This is a genomic window from Catonella sp. (assembly GCF_057250765.1).
The window spans coordinates 80,350-99,854 of record NZ_DBHIEC010000006.1; the positions used below are offsets into that span (position 1 = coordinate 80,350).

The 19,505-nt window shown below is 38.1% G+C and carries 20 protein-coding genes; 1 reads left to right on the forward strand and 19 read right to left on the reverse strand.

Annotated features, from left to right (window positions below; genetic code table 11):
• Positions 1 to 12: 12 nt before the first annotated feature.
• The 17 genes from ACO6HM_RS04645 to ACO6HM_RS04725 all read right to left on the reverse strand — a co-directional run bounded on the left by ACO6HM_RS04645 (position 13) and on the right by ACO6HM_RS04725 (position 16,518).
• On the reverse strand, positions 13 to 1,002 hold the full coding sequence (locus tag ACO6HM_RS04645; protein WP_485389989.1) for a D-alanyl-D-alanine carboxypeptidase family protein: 990 nt from the start codon (positions 1,000 to 1,002) through the stop codon (positions 13 to 15).
• Positions 999 to 1,397 (reverse strand): methylglyoxal synthase, encoded by a 399-nt coding sequence (gene mgsA / locus ACO6HM_RS04650; RefSeq protein WP_208428647.1) that lies wholly within the window; start codon positions 1,395 to 1,397, stop codon positions 999 to 1,001. Before mgsA ends, ACO6HM_RS04645 begins: the two co-directional genes overlap by 4 nt.
• A 24-nt stretch (positions 1,398 to 1,421) precedes the next feature.
• Entirely contained in the window at positions 1,422 to 2,582 is a 1,161-nt protein-coding gene (locus ACO6HM_RS04655) for an FtsW/RodA/SpoVE family cell cycle protein (protein ID WP_485389990.1), read from the reverse strand.
• 8 nt (positions 2,583 to 2,590) lie between these two features.
• Entirely contained in the window at positions 2,591 to 2,866 is a 276-nt protein-coding gene (minE, locus tag ACO6HM_RS04660; protein WP_208428645.1) for a cell division topological specificity factor MinE, read from the reverse strand.
• A gap of 12 nt (positions 2,867 to 2,878) precedes the next feature.
• Positions 2,879 to 3,667, reverse strand: coding sequence for a septum site-determining protein MinD (gene minD / locus ACO6HM_RS04665; protein ID WP_208428644.1), 789 nt, complete (start codon positions 3,665 to 3,667; stop codon positions 2,879 to 2,881).
• Between the two features lie 86 nt (positions 3,668 to 3,753).
• On the reverse strand, positions 3,754 to 4,428 hold the full coding sequence (minC, locus tag ACO6HM_RS04670) for a septum site-determining protein MinC (protein ID WP_208428643.1): 675 nt from the start codon (positions 4,426 to 4,428) through the stop codon (positions 3,754 to 3,756).
• A gap of 13 nt (positions 4,429 to 4,441) precedes the next feature.
• Complete coding sequence (locus tag ACO6HM_RS04675; RefSeq protein ID WP_485389991.1) at positions 4,442 to 7,279, reverse strand: penicillin-binding transpeptidase domain-containing protein; 2,838 nt, start codon at positions 7,277 to 7,279, stop codon at positions 4,442 to 4,444.
• A gap of 2 nt (positions 7,280 to 7,281) precedes the next feature.
• Positions 7,282 to 7,791, reverse strand: coding sequence for a rod shape-determining protein MreD (gene mreD, locus ACO6HM_RS04680; RefSeq protein WP_208428641.1), 510 nt, complete (start codon positions 7,789 to 7,791; stop codon positions 7,282 to 7,284).
• A complete protein-coding gene (mreC, locus tag ACO6HM_RS04685; RefSeq protein WP_208428640.1) occupies positions 7,791 to 8,651 on the reverse strand; it encodes a rod shape-determining protein MreC in 861 nt (286 codons plus the stop codon). The genes mreD and mreC overlap by 1 nt, the downstream gene beginning before the upstream one ends.
• Entirely contained in the window at positions 8,629 to 9,693 is a 1,065-nt protein-coding gene (mreB, locus tag ACO6HM_RS04690; protein ID WP_208428639.1) for a rod shape-determining protein, read from the reverse strand. The genes mreC and mreB overlap by 23 nt, the downstream gene beginning before the upstream one ends.
• Before the next feature lie 2 nt (positions 9,694 to 9,695).
• On the reverse strand, positions 9,696 to 10,418 hold the full coding sequence (radC, locus tag ACO6HM_RS04695; RefSeq protein WP_485389992.1) for a RadC family protein: 723 nt from the start codon (positions 10,416 to 10,418) through the stop codon (positions 9,696 to 9,698).
• A gap of 39 nt (positions 10,419 to 10,457) precedes the next feature.
• The gene (gene yaaA, locus ACO6HM_RS04700) at positions 10,458 to 11,213 is read right to left on the reverse strand and encodes a peroxide stress protein YaaA (RefSeq protein WP_485389993.1); all 756 of its coding nucleotides are present in this window, start codon (positions 11,211 to 11,213) and stop codon (positions 10,458 to 10,460) included.
• Positions 11,210 to 11,716, reverse strand: a complete 507-nt coding sequence (locus ACO6HM_RS04705; protein ID WP_485389994.1) for a CYTH domain-containing protein — start codon at positions 11,714 to 11,716, stop codon at positions 11,210 to 11,212. The genes yaaA and ACO6HM_RS04705 overlap by 4 nt, the downstream gene beginning before the upstream one ends.
• A complete protein-coding gene (locus tag ACO6HM_RS04710) occupies positions 11,716 to 12,726 on the reverse strand; it encodes a GGDEF domain-containing protein (protein WP_485389995.1) in 1,011 nt (336 codons plus the stop codon). Before ACO6HM_RS04710 ends, ACO6HM_RS04705 begins: the two co-directional genes overlap by 1 nt.
• An 11-nt stretch (positions 12,727 to 12,737) precedes the next feature.
• A complete protein-coding gene (locus ACO6HM_RS04715) occupies positions 12,738 to 14,333 on the reverse strand; it encodes an MBL fold metallo-hydrolase RNA specificity domain-containing protein (RefSeq protein ID WP_485389996.1) in 1,596 nt (531 codons plus the stop codon).
• A gap of 118 nt (positions 14,334 to 14,451) precedes the next feature.
• Positions 14,452 to 15,378 (reverse strand): tRNA (adenosine(37)-N6)-dimethylallyltransferase MiaA, encoded by a 927-nt coding sequence (miaA, locus tag ACO6HM_RS04720; protein WP_485389997.1) that lies wholly within the window; start codon positions 15,376 to 15,378, stop codon positions 14,452 to 14,454.
• 141 nt (positions 15,379 to 15,519) lie between these two features.
• Positions 15,520 to 16,518, reverse strand: a complete 999-nt coding sequence (locus ACO6HM_RS04725; protein ID WP_485389998.1) for a hypothetical protein — start codon at positions 16,516 to 16,518, stop codon at positions 15,520 to 15,522.
• Between the two features lie 174 nt (positions 16,519 to 16,692).
• On the opposite strand from ACO6HM_RS04725, the gene ACO6HM_RS04730 reads away from it, so the two are divergent.
• Positions 16,693 to 17,112 carry a hypothetical protein gene (locus tag ACO6HM_RS04730; RefSeq protein WP_485389999.1) on the forward strand — a complete coding sequence of 140 codons (420 nt, stop codon included), beginning with the start codon at positions 16,693 to 16,695 and terminating at the stop codon, positions 17,110 to 17,112.
• 107 nt (positions 17,113 to 17,219) lie between these two features.
• Here the strand turns inward: ACO6HM_RS04730 and ACO6HM_RS04735 are convergent, their stop codons facing one another.
• Both ACO6HM_RS04735 and ACO6HM_RS04740 read right to left on the reverse strand, forming a co-directional pair.
• Positions 17,220 to 18,632: a zinc ribbon domain-containing protein gene (locus ACO6HM_RS04735; RefSeq protein ID WP_485390000.1), complete on the reverse strand. Its 1,413-nt coding sequence runs from the start codon at positions 18,630 to 18,632 to the stop codon at positions 17,220 to 17,222.
• Between the two features lie 17 nt (positions 18,633 to 18,649).
• A complete protein-coding gene (locus tag ACO6HM_RS04740) occupies positions 18,650 to 19,450 on the reverse strand; it encodes a YARHG domain-containing protein (RefSeq protein ID WP_485390001.1) in 801 nt (266 codons plus the stop codon).
• Positions 19,451 to 19,505 lie beyond the last annotated feature (55 nt).

The window sequence follows — 19,505 nt, forward strand, 5'->3', positions numbered from 1 at the left end:
CATAAAATTCAATCAGTTTGAAGCATTTTGAGGTAAATTTTCAAAAACAGTTCCTAGCTGTGCGTAAAGGTTGAGGCTGTCTGATGCCTTAAGAATACCCACGATATAATTCTTATCAGCAGATGACTTAAATGACATCAAAATACAAGAGCCTGCCTCATCTGTAGTACCTGTCTTCCCTCCTATAACTGTATATCCATCAGGTACTCTAAGCAAGCCTGCCAGATACTGGTTGGTAGAAATGACCTTAGTTGTGACCTTGTTACCCAGGACATTTTTATATTCTAATGTGTATGACCCCTGATTAATTATCTTAACAAATTCCGGGATTTCAAGAAGCTTATGGAATATGAGATACTGGTCATACAAGGTAGTATAGTGGGCATTGTCGTGAAGTCCGGTACTATTTACAAATCTACTATGGGTAGCTCCTATTTTCTTAGCCTCTTCATTCATAAGAACGGCAAACTTCTCTTCACTTCCACTTACAGCAACAGCAAGAGCCTTTGCCGCATCATTGGCAGATGTTACAAGAGCAGCGTTTAAGAGCTGTCTTATAGTAAGCTGGTCTCCATCCATAAGCCTCATTCTCTTAGCATAAGGCTCAGTGATTTTAATTGCTTCTCCATTTATTTTTACTACCCTATCCAAATCACTTTCTTTGGTAAAAACCACATAAGCAGTCATCATCTTTGTAAGACTGGCAGGGTACATCTTCTTAAAGCAATTCTTAGCATAAATAGGACTTTCTTCGTTAGCTACTATAACCGACTTAGCATTAAACGATGGTTTGTCTGTTAATTTATTAACATTTTTGTCTGTGATTACACAAAGACCATCTGACATCAGAGAGATATCAGAGGCAGAGGTTACCTTTTCATAAGCTCTGCCGCCTGTTCCCTCATCCCCATATGGGAAATATGCTATGGCATTGTTTCCACAGCCGGTCAATATAATTCCACACAGGGCTGCAAGAATTATTTTACTTTTTAACTTAATCATGACTTATACAATTCTCTCCAGTCAAGGTCGCCTCTATCCAAAGCCTTTATCATAAGCTCAGCTGATGCAAGATTAGTTGCAGCAGGGATATTGTTAGCATCACAAAGCCTAAGAATGTTGCTTACATTAGGCTCGTGGGTCTTTGAAGAGAGTGGATCTCTTAAAAATATAACCAAGTCTATCTCATTATGGTCTATCTGCGCAGCCATTTGCTGCTCACCACCTAAATGTCCGGCAAGATACTTGTGCACATTTAGATTGGTAACTTCTTCTATAAGCCTTCCCGTAGTCCCGGTTGCGTATAAAGTATTCTTGCCTAGTATGCCTCTATAAGCAATGCAAAAATTCTGCATCAGCTTTTTTTTCGCATCATGAGCAACCAAACCAATATTCATATTCCACCCCTTTACAGTGTTTATTTAAAATAATATTTCATTCTCACCTGAATTAAATGTCAATCCATGTTTTGCCTTTTGAAGGCCAACATTTAATACCATTGCTATTGCTAAGAAATTACTTAGCAGTGACGACAACCCATAGCTTAGAAACGGCAGCGGAAGTCCTGTATTTGGCAAAAGTGCTGTAGCAACTCCAATGTTAACAAAAGACTGGAACGCAAGCATCGCAGATACACCAATTGCAATCATCTTACCGGTAAAATCTGCTGTTCTTCTAGCTATCAATACGCACTTAAATACTATAAAAGCAAATAAAACTATAACCAAAACGCAGCCTAAAAAACCAAGTTCTTCTGATATGACGGAAAAAATAAAATCACTTTCGTTTACATATACCTTGTTGTATAGTCTAAAATCTGATCCATCGCCAACAAGGGTTTTCCCCAAAACCTTACCAGCGGCAATAGCATTTACAGAATTAATCTGCTGATATTGACCGGTAAGTGCATACTTTTCAGGATTCAAGAAACTAAGTATACGCCCCTGCTGCACTTTAGTAAGTAATTTCTGACCCGGCTGTAACACATACCAAAAAAGTCCTGCTCCTAACGGAATGGACACAGCCAGGGTAATACCAATAATTTTAAGGCTAAGTCCCGCCATAAAAATCATAATGACAAAGATAAACATACAAACCATGCTGGATGAAAGATCTGTCTGAATGAGTATCAACGATGTTGGTACCATCATTATAATACCGGATAGGAAAAACGTGCTCCATTTATTAAGCTTATTTTGAACTTTTGTAAACAATACAGCTAGCACAACTATTAGTATTATTTTAACAAGTTCTGATGGCTGTATCTCAATCGTGCCAACACTTAACCACCTATACGCTCCTGTGGTATGGTCATTACCAAAAGAAGTAAATCTGACCATAACTAGAATTATTACACCAACAATATAATAAAGGATTGCAAACTTGCATATCAGGTGATAATCAATTAAAGCACCTACAACAGCCACTATCAACCCAATAACGATACCTATAAGCTGCCTTCTTGCCATCGAAAACCCTTCTGACTTAAAGAGGCAGTACACTCCAATAAGGCAAAGTAACAACACAGCAGCAAGTAAGGAAAAACTAAAATCCTTAAAATCGTATTTTTTATTTTTTAACATCAGTATCCTTATGACCTTTTCCCTATCATCTCCTTAATAGGGATGTTTGCACAGATTGCAGGTACAGAGCCGTTCCTTGAATCTGACTCTGTCTGTTCAATCTTAATGTCAAGTCCATCAACATCTATTTCAACGTATTTTGAAATAACCTTAAGTATGTCATTTTTAATCTGCTCCATGATTTCAGGAGAACAGTTAGCCCTGTCTGATACCAACACAAGCTTAAGCCTGTCTACTGCCTGTTGTCCTGAAGATTTCTTCTTGAAAAAATCCATTAAACTCATAGCTTAACTCCTTTACTTCTTAAATATTTCTCCAAGACGTGCCAAAAATCCCTTCTTGCTTTCAAGGTCAAGTAAAGGTACTTCTTCGCCTGTTATTCTCTTACAAATATTCATATATGCCTGACCTGCAAGACTATCGTTACCTACAAGAGGCTCTCCTGTATTGGTAGCTACAACGATATTTTCGTCATCAGGAACAACACCTAGAAGGCTGATGGCTAAGATATCAAGAACCTGTTCACTTGACATCATGTCACCTCTTTTAACCATGTCCATACGAAGCCTGTTGACTATAAGCTCTGTCTTTTTAATCTCATTTGCTTCAAGAAGGCCAATTATTCTGTCAGCATCTCTTACTGCTGATACTTCAGGCGTGGTAACTACAATCGCTCTGTCTGCACCCGCAATAGCATTCTTGAAGCCTTGCTCTATACCGGCAGGACAATCAAGAATAATATAATCAAACTCATTCTTTAACTCTTCAGTAAGTGCAACCATTTGCTCAGGGTTTACAGCATCCTTGTCTCTTGTCTGAGCACTAGGAAGAAGATATAAAGTCTCATATCTCTTGTCCTTAATAAGCGCCTGCTTGATTTTGCAGTTCTGCTCAATTACATCAACAAGGTTATACACAATACGATTCTCCAGTCCAAGAACCACGTCAAGGTTTCTAAGACCGATATCAGTATCGATAAGAACTACTTTTTTACCAAGCATAGCAAGACCGGTACCTACATTAGCTGTAGTAGTGGTTTTTCCAACTCCACCCTTACCGGAGGTTATAACAATAACTTCTCCCATAAAAAAATCTCCTAACTAAATCAATATTCCATCAATAATATAATATAATTAAAATGAATTAATTACAAGTGAATAAGTAAACTTTTTTATATTTGTAGTGAATCAAGTACATTTTTATCAAGATCCTCAATGCATATATTGTCATTTTCAACAAAGGCAACTTGAGGTGATAAGCACTTAGACTTACCTGAAAACGCAGTGTTATCGGCACTTCTAGCTATCTTTGATCCTATTCTAAGCTGTATAGGTGCCATATCAAGGGCAATAATGAAAGCATTGTCATTGCCTCCTGCGCCGGCTTCAGCCTCTCCCTTTAGGGCACCTAGTACCACTATACTGCCCTTAGCTACGACTTTTGCTCCGGGATTGATATCACCAATGATGATAACACCGGTATCAAATTCCATCATCTGACCGGATCTAAAATACCCTTTATGTATCTTTGTAAGGCTAATATCCTCCGATATGGCTATCTGATCCAGTTTTTTCTTGAAACGTTCTTCCCTTATCGGATCATTGTCGATTGTACACACTATGTTGATGGAAGAATTATGAATTATAGTATCAATTATAGTCTCTTCCTCGTCATCGGTAAGCTTTCTTCCGTCAAATGCCACTGCCATGTCCGCATTTCCAAAGAACTTAGCTGATTCCTTAAATTTTTCAGCCACTGCTTTACATAAAGCATCAAATTCAAGCTCTGGATCAAGTATTATCATAAGCCCAAAATTATTTGCTTTAATAACAACCGGTTGCTTCATTTTTCCTCCTGTATTAGTCTGAAATTATATTTTTAACTTTATCTTTGACAGCTTTTTTATTAAATGCCTCTTCATCCTCATCGCCAAAGTAATATTCATAAAAGTCGGCCACAGCACTTGCGGCATTTCCTGAGGTATAACCATTAGGAATGACACAGGTCACTGATATCTTTGGCTTTTTATAAGGCGCATAGGACGTGAAGAGACCGTGGTCAGCTCTCTGCTTAGAAAACTGAGCTGTACCGGTCTTACCTGCTATGAGGTTTTTAACCTTCTTAAAAAGTTCTTTATGGGAACTTCGACTGCCGTTTACTGCAAGATACATACCATCTCTTATAACACTCCAAACATCAGGCCTAAGCGAAATCTGTGGTGTTTTCTTATTTTTGGAATTAGAAACTGTATTCTTCACAGTATTTCCCTTGATGTCCTTTATCTCCTTAATCACTGTAAGATAATTAAGTGTACCTTTGTTGGCAATGGCGGCTGTATACCTTGCTATCTGGGTAGGTGTAAATGCATAGCTGCCCTGACCGATAGAAGATCTTACAGAATCGGTGTCTGATATAGAAGGCTCGTACTCGTATAATTCAACTCCTGAAGTAGTGCCCTTCTTAAAGCCGAACATTGCAGCGTATTTATTAAGCTTCTCAAGACCTAGCTTTGAGTTATATTTGCCTTCAGAGTCAAGACTCATTCTGTATCCGCCTTCATAAAAGAAGTAGTTACAGGATACCTCAATAGCTGTTCTGATATCTATATTACCGTGTGGGACATTGCTCCAGCAGGCTGCAGGCTTGTCAGTCTTTGTAAATAATACTTTCGCATATATCTTCTCATGGTCACCTATGGCGCCGGTTGAAAGGTCTGCGGCTGCAGACACCATCTTAAAGGTTGAACCGGGTGCAGTCTTTTGCAGACAAGGCCTGTTGATAAGCGGATAGGACCCGTCAGTGGAGAGCTTAGCATAGTACTTGGCATCTATTTGGTTGGCAAGCTTGTTGTTATCATAACTTGGATACGTAACCAAAGCCTTTACATCACCATTATTAGGGTTTGTGATAACCATTGAGCCGGAACATGGATCAAGTGCCAGATTCGCAGGTGTTATTTCAAGACTCTTTATCTTACTCTTTATAAAGTTATAAGGTGAAAGCGAGCCATTTAAGAGATTGCGGTATGCTTTCTCATCCTCTTTTAAGAAACCTTGCGAAAAAAGTATAAGTGATACCTCTGTCCCTGAAATCTCATAATTAAATATAAGATTCTTATAGATGATTTTCTTAAACTGCAAATCAGATGTTATATTGTCAAATATGTAGTTAAGCAGTATTTTGTATATTTCATCAGTACTTAGGTACTCACTGCCTATATCAAGCTTAGGCAGATTAATCCATCTGTTAGAGACCGCATACTTAAGGAATTCTCCAAGGCTTTTCTTGTGTGCAATATAATCCTTGAAGTTAACATCATCCTCATTGACCAAGGTCACGTCAATCAGCTTTTCATTTTTGACATAAGTATATATATAATCCATATACTCACTGATTGTCTTGTTGTCACGTTCTTTGGAAACGCTGTTAATCTGCATGAGGTTCTTTAGCTTCTTTAGGACACTGCCCTCTTCTTTCTTAAACTTAGAAAAGACAGCCTTTTCAACCTTTCCCGCCTTCTTTTTCTCGAGCCTTTCAAGGTCTATTGCTCCATTATCAAATAGGGCGTTATATACCTCATATATAGGTATCTTAATGTCATAGGCATTTTTGCCCTTGCCACCGTAGCTTGCAGAATTGTGTATTTTGCTAAGCAGGATAGCTGCCAGCTCTTTTTCTAATATGTTATAGCAAATCTTCTGCAGCTTACTGTCTATAGTCAGGTAGATATCATCTCCGGCTTTAGGGGTTGATACATTTTCCACACCTGTTACATAGTAATCAGAATTTAAAGTGGCCTTCTCAGAACCCTTTTTGCCTCTCAGGTATTTCTCAAAGGAGTATTCTACACCTATCTTTCCTATCTGGTCAGTTGTATTGTAATAATGCTCCTTATCCTCGGCTATTTCACCTTCGTTTACATTGCCGGTATACCCTATGATATGAGCAAAATACTTACTGTCATTGTAGTATCTGTATGTATGCTCTGCTATCTCAGCCCCCGGAAGGTCTGAGGAATTCTCAAGCACTGCGGCAACAATCTTTTCATTTACATTTGTTGCTACAAGAATCGGATTACCCCTGTTATAAGTATTTAAAAGGAGGGCAAAACGTATTGTCATGATTTTAAGAGCATCGTCTATACTGTATTCGTCGCTGATGTCAAACATGTACTTCCCATGTCTTAAGTGCTCAAAAACTTCTGCAGCAGTTGCATTTCTCTGAGCAGTTGTTAGCTTCTCAATAGAAGTAGACATATAGGCATCTCTCTTGAATCTGCTCTCTGCCGCACCATCAACTGTAAATCTTAGCTTTCCTTTTTTATCTTTCTCGATATAAAACTCAGGATAAAGCTTACCTCCATTAACCTCAATAATTCTAATTAACTTTATTATCATGGCATTCTTTTCTTCATCAGTCTTAAATGCCTTATAATCCTGTAAGGTAACATTATATGAGAGTCTGTTTGAGGCCAAAAGAACACCGTTACAATCGTAAATATTGCCTCTTGTTGCCTTGGTCTCACGAGTAATCTCCTCGTTATTTACAGTGTTCTTAGTAAGTTCTTCCTGTCTTACTACCTGTATGGTGAACACCTTATATACCAAAACAACGGAGAAAACAGAGTATATTAAAATCAGTGGAATAGTCCTTGTCTTAAGGATATTTTTGACAAAAGTCATCAAAGTGTCTAACAAAACTAGGCTTCATCCCCTTTCCCTATCGAATCTATTCTAAGGTAAACAAAATCAATAACCCTATACAATAGGGCTGCAACTATCATTGTATACACAAGTTCAGGCAAAATAATTCTTATCATATAATAAGGTAAATCGAGCCTGTTTCTAAGCAAAAAACCTGTAACATATATAAGAAAATTCAACACCATATCCGATGCTCCAACTAAGCCAAGAGGCACAAGTGTAGAATCGTTGCTGTAAAGCTTGCTGCTAAATCCTACCAGATAACCGATAATGAGATAAAATAAAGCATAATATCCAAGATAGTCAGATTCATTAAGGTCTATGAATAGTCCTGTAAAGAAGCCTAAGACCATACCCTGGACTCTGCCGTATCTATATCCGACTATCACTATGGGGATGAGAATCACATTTGGCTTTACACCTGCTATGGCGATGTTGTTAAATATCGTAGTCTGTAAAAGATACAATAAAACAACCATAATAAAAGAGCCTATAACACGCTTCATCAATATAATTCTTCCTTTTCACGAGTAATAATAAGCACCATATCAAGCTTTGAAAAGTCCACTGCAGGAGTGAGGTAGCCTGATTCTGTCATATTGGAAGGATCTACTTTGATACCGCTTACATAGCCAATAAGTATACCCGGGTGATATTTTTGACTGGTATAAGACGTAACAACCTCATATCCGTCTTGTATACTTGAGCCTTTCTTGATATCTGTAACCTCAATATGTCCTTCATCAAGCAGCTTTAAGTTACCCTTAACCGTACAGGTTTCAGAGTTATCAAGGAACATACCTCTTACATTACTGCTGTCGTCTATTATAGAGCGTACATCAGCATAGTTCTTACCCGTCTTTGTTATTATGCCTACAAGACCATTGCCGGCCATAACATTCATTCCGGGCTTTATGCCGTCATCACTGCCCTTGTCTATCTTAAATTTACTGTACCAGTTGTTGGTATCCTTTGATATTACCCTCGCTGCTACCTTCGGATAGTCGGCGTAGGTCTGATCAAGGTTATATAGCTTTCTAAAGTTATCAAGCTCATATTTGCCCTGAAGCAATAGCTTATTCTCATAACTGACCTCATTTAGCTTGTCTGTCAGCTCTTTATTTTTTGCAATCAGGTCGTCTACTTTTTTGAGATAATCAAGCTTTGACGTGAAAAAACTGCCAATCCTGTTGATTCCCACCTGCATAGGTGTAATAACATTACCTGCCACAGATTTTACCGGTCCTAAGCTATCTGAGAAACGATAGGATACAATAAGTAAAACTAAGCAGATAACAATCATTGCAATAAACAGATATCTTGGAACAATTTTTATCTTAATCTTATTTTTTCTTTGTGATGCCATTATTTACATTCCTTAAATTAACTGAATATCCCGGCTGCCTGTAGATATAAGGCTGCGTCTTAAAGTTATCTTCATCAATAAGCTTGCCAAGACCGTTTATTACACTGTCCTGAGGATCTTCAAGTATATTTATTTTAAGGCTGGTCTCAGCATTGAGGAGCTTATCAAAGTTGCCTATACGTGCTGAGCCGCCTGTCACATATATACCCGCATCTATGATATCAGATGATACTTCCGGTGGAATGTGCTCAAGAGTACTCTTTATGTTCTCTGTGATATTCTTAAGGTCATCCTTTATCGCTTCATATACGAGATCAGACTCAATCTCCATACGCTTAGGAAGTCCTGTAACAACATCTCTACCATTTACCTGCATGGTAAGAGACTGTCCGGATACTGCCCCCGCTATACCCATCTTAAGCTGTTCTGCATTACTCTTACCGATGACAAGAGCACATTTTTGTCTGATATAATTGCAAATTGATTCATCAAACTTATTACCTGCTGTAGGTAACAGTCTGCTTCTAACTATACCTCCAAGAGCAATGATTGCTATCTCTGTAGTATCTGCGCCTACATCCACGGTCATTACACCCTTTGCTTTCATGATATCGAGGCCTGCTGCCATAGCTACGCAGATAGGTTTGTCAACCAATGAAACATTCTTTGGCTTAAGACCGGACTTATGAACTAAGTCTGCAAATGACCTCTTCTCCACCTCGGTGATATCTGTCGGAAGAGCTATAACAAAGTTAGTTCCCGATGCTCTCTTGGCTTTGCCATAGATTCTGTCAAATGAAGCATTGAAAAGAAGCTCCATAGCACTTACATTGGCAATAACTCCGCGGTTAACAGGATAGATTACCTCTATCGTCTCGGGCGTCCTTCCCACCATCTCTGCTGCCTCATCACCTATGGCCCTTATCTCATCCTTGTTTTCTATCGCAATGCAATTTTCCTCATCAAAGATAATTCCATCGCCTTTTCTATAATATTTGATTCTCTTTGTTCCCAGATCTATCCCAATACTTTTTCCAAGCATAACTAAGTCCTTTCAAATATCTGTTTATTTGTTTCAAAGTCCACTAATCCCTTTTCCCTTAGACTCACATGGCAGCAGTCCCCGATAACGATATGATCAACAAGGGGAATACCAATAAGCTTTGACACTTCAAGTATCATGTCGGTAATCTGTATGTCTGCCCTGCTCGGAGTCGGATCTCCACTGGGATGATTGTGAAGAAGAACAATATTGACCGCCTCGTACTTGAGCGCCTGCATAAAGACCTCTCTTGGCCTTAGAAAAGACTGGTTAACTGTTCCAATGCTAATGGTAATTTCTTTAATTAGCCTACACTTGATATCAAGGAGGAGTAATACGACATGCTCCTCTTTAAAGTGCCTCATTTCTTCCATATACCGCTTAGCTATCTTATCTGCAGTGTCTAGTGACTCATCATACGTGCGTTTCGTTCTTGCTATTCTTCTTGCGAGCTCACAGATACAAATAATCTTCACTGACTTAACAGGTCCTACACCCTCGATATCTTGAAGTTCTTTTTCAGTCTTGCCATATAGGCCTGCCAAAGTACCTCCACTAACATCGAGCACCTTCTTACATAAGTCAATACAGTTTAGCTTCTTTGTACCGGTCCTTAGAATAAGTGCCAGAAGTTCAATGTCAGATAGTCTATCTATACCCTGCTTCTGATACTTCTCAAACGGCTTTAATTCATCCGGTAAATCTCCAATTCTTACAGTCTCCATAATCATCGGTTAGTGTAAAAGGAATAGTCAACTTTTATTTTAACACAATTGTTTTTTTCTTTCAAATACAAACTTCACATTATTGGATAAATCTTCCCTAAAAATATAGTGGAGCCTGTCAAACTTCTTAATATTTTCAGGATTCTCTATTCTTTTTTCAGCCATAAACCTCACCATTTCGCCCCTTGCCATCTTCGCATAGGTTCCCTTGGTGACAAGCTTTCCCTTCACCTCCTCCACAAAATCGCAGGTAATAAACCTATCTTCATCCGTTAAATACTTATCAATGCACTTATAATATTCTTTCGAAGCAAGATTTATGATGATTCCACTCTCATCCCTTACCTCCTTATAGAGTTTATCTCCCCAAAACTCATATAAATCTTTGCTTCCATTTACATCAGCCTTTGCCTGCATTTCCAGTCTGTAAGGGCTTACACCGTCCATAGGCTTTACTACACCGTAAAAAGCAGACAAAATTCTTAGATTACTCTGTATGTAGCTTAGCTGTTCATCATCAAATACAGCCGGAGCCATATACTGATAAGCTATACCCTCATAAGATAAAATTGCAGGGGGTAGATTGCCCGTTAGCTTCATACCTGCAATTCTTTCATAATTTTCATCAGCAATCTTATCGTTGCACTTCCATAATTTCTTTAATTCTTCTCTGTTTTTTCCCTTCAGCCAAGAGAGGATTATCTTCGTATCGTCAAGAAACACAGGCTTTCCGATAACTCCCGAAAAGTCTGTGTCCATCTTCATTTTCTTGGCAGGAGACAATATAATCTTCATACCTTCTCCTCAAAATATGCCTTATTATAACCGCTTAGCTTTATTATTTGGGCGTTCTTGTATCTTTTATCATCGCTTACATCCTTGCCTAACCAATGGGGCTTAACAAAACTGTTAGAAGCCTCTATGGAAGGAAATTCCACCTCAGCGAATACAAGACCCTCAAACCTTTCCTTAAATACATCAAGCTCCGCAACAAGTCCACCTTCTAAAGGAATGAGGTATCTCATTTTCTTTAAGACATCCCTTTTTAGTTTTTCTTTAAGGTGATTATATTCCTCTTTGGTTATTTCGAACTCGTGCTCATTATTAACTATCGGGCCGCCTTCATTCCCGCTGACTCCAAACTTACTTTTGACAGTTAATAAATACTTTTCATTAGCCTTTCTAATCCTTATAGTAGGCTTATTGCTTATATAACCCTGTTCTATCTCTATTTTTTCATAGGAATCAAGGTCTGTTGGAAGTTCATTTATAAGGAACTTTCTTTCTATCTCCATCATTATCCCTCTTGAAGCGATTTATAGTCAATATCATATTTTACAACAATATTGTATTTGTCAGCAAAGAAAGAATAGTTCTTTACCACCCTTTCAACTACCTCCTGGGGCTTAATCTTATTGGCACCTACAAGCATTACCAGATACTGGCAGGAGCTGTACTTGGTGGCCACATCCCCTATTCTAAGAGACACTTTGATAATATTTTCAAGGTCAAACATAGCATCTGAGAGCGTAAGAGGATCTATCATACTTCCATCTTTTTTTGATATTGTAAAAAGGATGATTTCTATACCTGTTTCCTTTCTGTCAGAATATCTGGAAATAAACCTGAATATATGTTTAAACCCGTCATACTCCACCTTGTAGGCCCCAAGAGGTTTGTCTTTCTCGGATATGAGGTGCTTAACTATATCCATATCCGCATCAGTATTGATGGATTTATTCTCTGAATAGTTCTCTTCAGCAATCATAAAACCATTTTTACCGACTTGCTTAGACTTGGTTAGTGCCTCTACAGCCTTTCTGTATAGCGAGAGGAAATCACTTCCATTTGCAGGTGCTTTGGCTATGCCTATGGATATGGTGAAGTCCTTATCTAACTTCATACCCTCAAAGCTCTCCCTTGATACCTTTAAGAGCTTGGCCGCTATGCTGTTGATGTCTTTGTAGGTAAGGGTACCTACCAAAAATACGCCAAATTCATCTGCTGATATCCTCGCAGCCACATCTCTTTCGCGGAATGAGCTGCTAAGAACCCCTGCAAGTCTAACAAGGCATGCATCACCCATAATGTGGCCATATTCATCATTTATCTTTGCGAAATCATCAATTTCAATGATAAATAAGGCTCCTGAATTAACTTCTCCACCAACATAATCATCTACTTTATCAGCGAGGCATTTTTTATTCCACAGACCTGTAAGTCCGTCTTTAAGTGATATCGTATCTAACTGACTAAGCTTGTTAGCAATCTCATTGTCTAGAACTACCACATTATTATTTTTTCCCATTTTACCCCCCGTTATTTCCACTTGTTACACAGTGATTCAATCTGTTCCGCAAATTTAATCATGTCTTTGTTGGCTAGTCCGCTGTTTGCATTTATGATGTCAAGCAGTTTCTGACCAGCATTTATGAGCTTATCATACTCTGCCTTATGAGTACCCTGTTTAACTTCTTTCTTAATGAATACAGGTTCTGCAATATACTCCCACTTCCCTAAAGAAAGGTCATATACCGAGCCACTGTATGGGGCATAAGCATTATGGTGATACTCTTCTTCTAGAGCCAGTCTAAAGCTCTCTGCAACCCTGTCTTCTCCGTGCACTATGAACACTGCCGCCGGCTTTGGATTAAAGGCTGAAATCCAAGAAATGAGCCCATTTTTATCCGCATGTCCACTAACTCCTGCAAGCACTTTTACTTCAGCATTTACTTCAATTTCTTCTCCAAATAGCTTAACCCGCTCTGCACCGTCCACAAGTATCCGCCCTAAGGTTCCCACGGCCTGATATCCCACAAATAGTATAGTACATTCTTTCCGCCAGAGATTATGCTTTAAGTGATGCCTTATTCGTCCTGCCTCACACATACCTGATGCTGAGATAATAACCTTAGGCTTCTTGTCAAAGTTAATTGCAATCGAGTCCGTACTCGTCACAGAGGTTCTAAGCCCTTCAAAGCTGATTGGATTGATGCCGGCGTTGATAAGTTCCATAGCTTCTTCATCAAAGCAGTCGGCATAATTCTCCTTGAATATATTAGTAGCCTCTATAGCCAGAGGGCTGTCAACTATTACTTCAAAGTCGTCATAGCCGTATACCAGCCTGTCCTCTTTTATTTTCCTGATAAAATAAAGTATCTCCTGAGTACGTCCAACTGCAAAGGATGGTATAACTACATTGCCACCCCTGCTAAAGGTATCGTTTAGGATATCAGAAAGCTCAGACACGTAGTCAATCCTATCCCCATGAAGTCTGTCACCATAGGTTGATTCCATCACTACATAGTCGGCTTCAGTTGTGTAAGCAGGATCCTTTATTATAGGCTGATTGATATTACCTATATCACCAGAGAATACTATGGTCTTGGTAACATTATCTTCAGTTATAATAATCTTTATACTTGATGAGCCTAAAAGATGTCCCACATCAGTAAAAGAGATGGTTATACCCTCACATAATGTCAAGTCTTCATTATAGCTTACTTTGTAGAAATGACTAAGAACTCCCTCTACATCTTCCATAGTATAAGCAGGTTCAAAATGCTCCTTACCTGCTCTTTTATTCTTTCTATTCTTCCATTCAGCTTCAAATTCCTGAATGTGAGCAGAATCTCTAAGCATAATATCACAAAGCTCACAGGTCGCAGAAGTAGCATATACCTCACCCTTAAACCCATTCTTATAAAGAGCAGGTATCATGCCTGTATGGTCTACGTGAGCGTGTGTAACCAAAAGATAGTCGATTTCTGATGGAGATACAGGAAGCTCTGCATTTTCAAATACATTTACTCCCTGCTCCATACCATAGTCTACCAATATGTTTTTGCCACAAGCAGACAAAAAATGTGCACTTCCTGTGACCTCGTGATCAGCACCAATAAAATGTAGTTTCATACCTTGTCTCCTGTAACTGCCGGGAAATACATATAATCCGTCATTTTCTAATTAAAACTCCGGTTCACTCGTATTATAGACTTTCCAAAAGTATAATTAACATTATAACATAAACAAACTATGAATTATATACTCTTAGCATTTCTTTTAAACATTTATCTTCTTCATCAAATTCATCTTTGTCGATATAAGTTACCACCTTTTCCCTCTTAAACCAGGTAAGCTGCCTTTTGGCAAAATGCCTGGTATCCCTTTTGATAATATCTATACATTCTTCAAGGCTCGTTTTACCACCTAGATAATCAATCACTTCTTTATAGCCAATACCCTGCATAGACACCAATGACTTATCATATCCTTTTGCCATGAGAGCTTTAACCTCCTCCACAAGCCCCATGTCAAACATAAGGTCAACTCTCTTATCAATTCTCTCATAAAGCTTTTTTCTGTCCATGGTCAACACAAAGTAAGCAAAGTCAAAGGGGGAACTCCTCTCTCTCTCCCTCTTATTATGCTCCGAGAGCTTCTCTCCAGTCATTTCAAAGAAAGTAAGCGCCCTCACAACCTTTTTTACGTTATTATAAGAAACCGAAGCAGCATATTCCCTGTCAACCAGAGCAAGCTTTTTGTGAAGTTCGCTTTTGCCTAAAGTTTCTGCCATAGCCTCATATTTTTTCCTGACATTGCTGTCATCACCATATTCATTAAAGTTAATATCATAGATGACGGACTGGATATAAAAGCCTGTACCTCCTACTATGATAGGCACCTTCCCTCTGCTTTTTATATCCTCAATGTATCCCATAACCTTATTTTTGAATATGGTTACATTGAATTCCTCGTCAGGCTCTAATTCATCTATCAGAAAATGAGGAATACCACACTTTTCTTCTTCTGTAATTTTAGCAGTTCCTATGTTCATGTATTTATATACCTGCATGGAGTCTGCGGATATTATCTCTCCGTCCACAGCCTTTGCAAGGGCTATGGACAGAGAAGTTTTGCCTACCGCAGTAGGACCTGTTAAAACTATCAAATCTTTCATTTAATAAAGCTCCCAATTCTATTATTTACCTGCTCACGTTTTAATTTTTAATCCCGGCATAATCTTATCTAACAAGGTTTATCTGTTAGGAAACACAGTTCTAAACAACAGCATTATGTTTATAATCATCTCTATACAGTCTTATTCTGCCGGCGTCCAAGAATGAAGCTCCTTAAGTATCTTTGCGCTTTTATCAAGTAGATATACTTTTATTAAAGACTTCTCAGATGTAACATTTACAATCTCCTTTACCATCATATAGTCGCCCTGAACAGAAAAGTTGATAGTTACGCTGTTGGTCAATATCTTTTTATATTTCCATTTTTTATTTTTATATGTTCCAACCTGAATCTCACCCTCACCGAATTTACCGGCTTTACGGTATAGAAGCTTAGTTTTTACATTGTAGCTGCTGTCAAGACTGAAGGTATCAAGGCGTATTTCTCCTGCATTTATAAACTTTCTTGACTTAACTACATTACCCCTCATATCATAAACTGTCTTGTTATCCGTAGTATAATAAAACCTCTCGCCACTCTTAAATAATTTTAACAAGCCATTGTATTCAACGCTGACTCCAAACACCTTCTTTTTATTCTTTCCGTTTAAGTCCATACTTGAGATATAGCCGTCACTTTTGAAATCCTTGAATTTCAGGTTTCCTTCTTTAACTGTGTATATCTTACCTGAAAAATAATAGATTTTATCACCTATAATTACAGGCTCTTTTCCAACCGCAAGCTTAGTCTTAGTCTTTCCATCCTTTGAAATCCGGTAAATATAGGGTTCTTCGTAGCCTGTACCATATCCAAACACCTTATCAAGTACAGCATAGATATAGTTACCCTTTATAGATAGGTTGGTATATCCGTTTCCCGTTTTTTTGGCAATACTCTTGCTTTTAAGAGTCTTAGGGTTAAGCTTTATTATGTCCATACGCCTGCCATCACCCTGATAGGCATAATAGATGTATTTTCCGTCTGTGACTACACTTCCGGGATTCTCTATAGCAATCCTTCCGTCTACAGATATGACCGGAGCTTTATCCTTTGCCAGGACAGGAACTGTGCTGAATACCGAAAAAAATAAATTAAAAATTAAAACAATCGAAAATAATACCGTAATACCCTTTGCTTTCATACCCTGCCTCCAATTTTTATTTAGTGTTGCATGTCTCTTTGTCTATTATACCACTTATTTTAGCTATAGCCAATTCAAAGTTTTTGTGATATAATCTTACGATACAGTCGTCAAGTTATTTGACAAAAAATATTTTGTGAAAGGCAGGTGTTTGGTATTAGCGAGTCAAATTTTATGAGAGCTCTAAGACCTTTTAGCGATTTGAAGGATCCTACCAATACTATCTATGACCATTTGCCTTATAGGAAGGATATAAACCTTATCAAAGAAAGTGATATAAGAATGGTATCCGGCAATGTTGTTAAATATACCCAGCTGGTTGTGGAAGAAGCCAAAATTATAGATACAAATGAACTTGCTGAAATTATCATAGAAGAAGCAAACAGCCTGTATGAGGCACAACTTTCCGAGCGTGAACCGGACGAGACTCTTATGGATGATGTTAGTGAAGATGAAATTGTTGCCGCTGATGATGATGATGATGATGTTGATGATGATGAACTCTTTACAGGAGAGCTTGATATGGACTCTATCAATGCCCTTGCTGAGGCGGATGAAAATGAAGATGACTATTCTTTCTTAAATGATGAATGATGACTCTTAAGTATTAAGATTTATAAAGCAAATGCTGTAAACACTCTCAGAGCTTCTGCCCTACTGTGTTTACAGCATTTTTACTTCAAATAAATCGAGCATAGATATTAAAACGCATATATACTTGGTTTTTTACAGCCAAGATCTGTCTGAAGCCATTTACCATCAACGTACTTAAACTCTGTCCTAATGTACATGCTTCCGGTATTATTACTATCCTTCCATTCCGGGTCGCCAAACCAAGGCCTGTAGTAATAAGAGAAATATATCTGATAAAACACTGTTTTTGTCACAACAGGCTCTGTCACATCTATCTCAGTATTCGCAGAAGTAAAATCAATCTTAGTAACATGTCTGCTGTCATTATTTAATCCCTGTGCAAGCTCATCGTACTGGGCCTTAATCGAGTTAAGACTATCCGCATCCTGCACAAAGATATCCTTAATCTTGTCAAAAGAATCACCATTTAACGCAGCCAAATATACCGACTTCATATTGTTTATAGCCAGCTCTTCAAGTGCTTCTGCAGTATCCTTAGACAGCCTCATATCGTCAAGTGTGATATTATCATTATTGCCTGTAACTGTCTCGTTTCTTTTCAATGTTTCTAAACCATCTTTAGATACTTCAATTTTGTGATTCCCGGTAAATATTATAGGAATTGTATAAGTACTATCACCAGGTACTTCACCTGTTGTCACATACTTCTCAGGAATCTCAACATCATCAACCTTTACCTTAGCTCCATCAGGCACATTTATCTTGACATTAGAAGCAGCAATTCCGACATAGTCTATGCTCCAATCATCAAATATATAATACTTCTTAGCTGATTCCTTTACCAGATTTACAGTGAATGTATGCTCCTTACTATCCCCCCTGTTGGTATAGGATATAACAACTTCTTTACGTATATCATCACCCTTGTCCATTTTCCAAAAAGAATCATTATCGTTTACCTTATAATTAAGGACATCCGTTAAGCCGGCAGAAGCACGGTACTGCTTTATTCCATCCTTTTTAAGCAAGAAATTCTTATCATCCTCTGTATTTATATTAAACAAAGAATACACACTGTCATAATCTTCATTTACAAGAGCAACGAAATACTGTTTTGCCTTTTGTTCAGCACTGAAATTACCAAAGATATAAGGAACTAAAAAGTATATCATAGCCCCAAGAATGATAATTTCTAAAAATAAAAACTTGATTACTCCAAATATACCCTTCTTACGCTTGCCGTTGTTCGCTAGAGGCTGCCTATTATTTGCCACAGGCGAAGGCTGTACCTGCTGATTGTTTGCAACCTGCTCAGACTCCGGCAGTTTATTATTTTCTGCAGGTATTGGCTCTGACTGCTGATTGTTTTCTATAGACACTGGCTCCCCTGTAGCTTCAGCTGCATTCTGTTCTTCTTTATTTTCATCAAGAGAATAATCCGAGTCATGCAGTTTGTGACCACATTTTTCGCAAAATACCTGCTTACCAAAATATTCTGCTCCGCAATTTTCACAAAACATATAATCCCTCCATTTAATTAATTCGCTTTATCAATCTCATCAAGCACTTCTATATTCTCTTTTTCAAGTGCACTCATTTTAGAAAAAGCCTTGTCTGTACTAACTTTCTTTTTATTCTTGTACCAGCTTTTTTTATTGAAGTATTTCTGAACCTCGTTATCCTTAAACTTTGCGCCATGTTTTGCGTACATCTCATTTATTATCATTCTTGCAACTGATCTGTCACTGGGCATCTTGTAGCCCTTACTTTCAATCTTTTCTACAAGTGCCTTCGCACTCTTCTTATTCAGTTTCTTTTTAGCACTGTCAGCAAAGAGATATTTTGTATCTGATTTCTTCTTCTCTTCCTTAACCTCTTTTTTGTCTTCTTCTCCTGTTACAGTTCCCTCTGTATTGTTGCTGTCTTCGCTATTTTCGCTATTTTCTTTTGATTCACCAGCTTCAATAGCTTCGTTGGTAGTCGTATCATCGTTTTTTTCACTACTCTCCGTGGATTCGCCTGCATCTTCCTTATTCTCTGAAGATTCTTCTTCACCCTCCTTGTTGTCACTAGCATCATCCTTCTTGTCTTTATCTTCTGATGACGACATAGTGTTGTCTACAGTGAACTGGTCAAAACTCTTTGTAAGCTGTGTGTCAGCAACATCTTCTGAGGTATATCCATTGTCTGTATTATCGTCTGTATTCTCAGCAGTAACTGATGTTTGCTTTATCGCAGGCACTCCATTGGTATAAGCAAGTGCACCTGCAGATGCTCCAAGTGCAATGATTACAAGAGCCAATATAATTGACAAGAAAACTAATCCGCCTTTTTTCATATCTTAACTCCTATCTTTTATGTGTACTTCTTCCCTACAAGTATTACTAATTCCT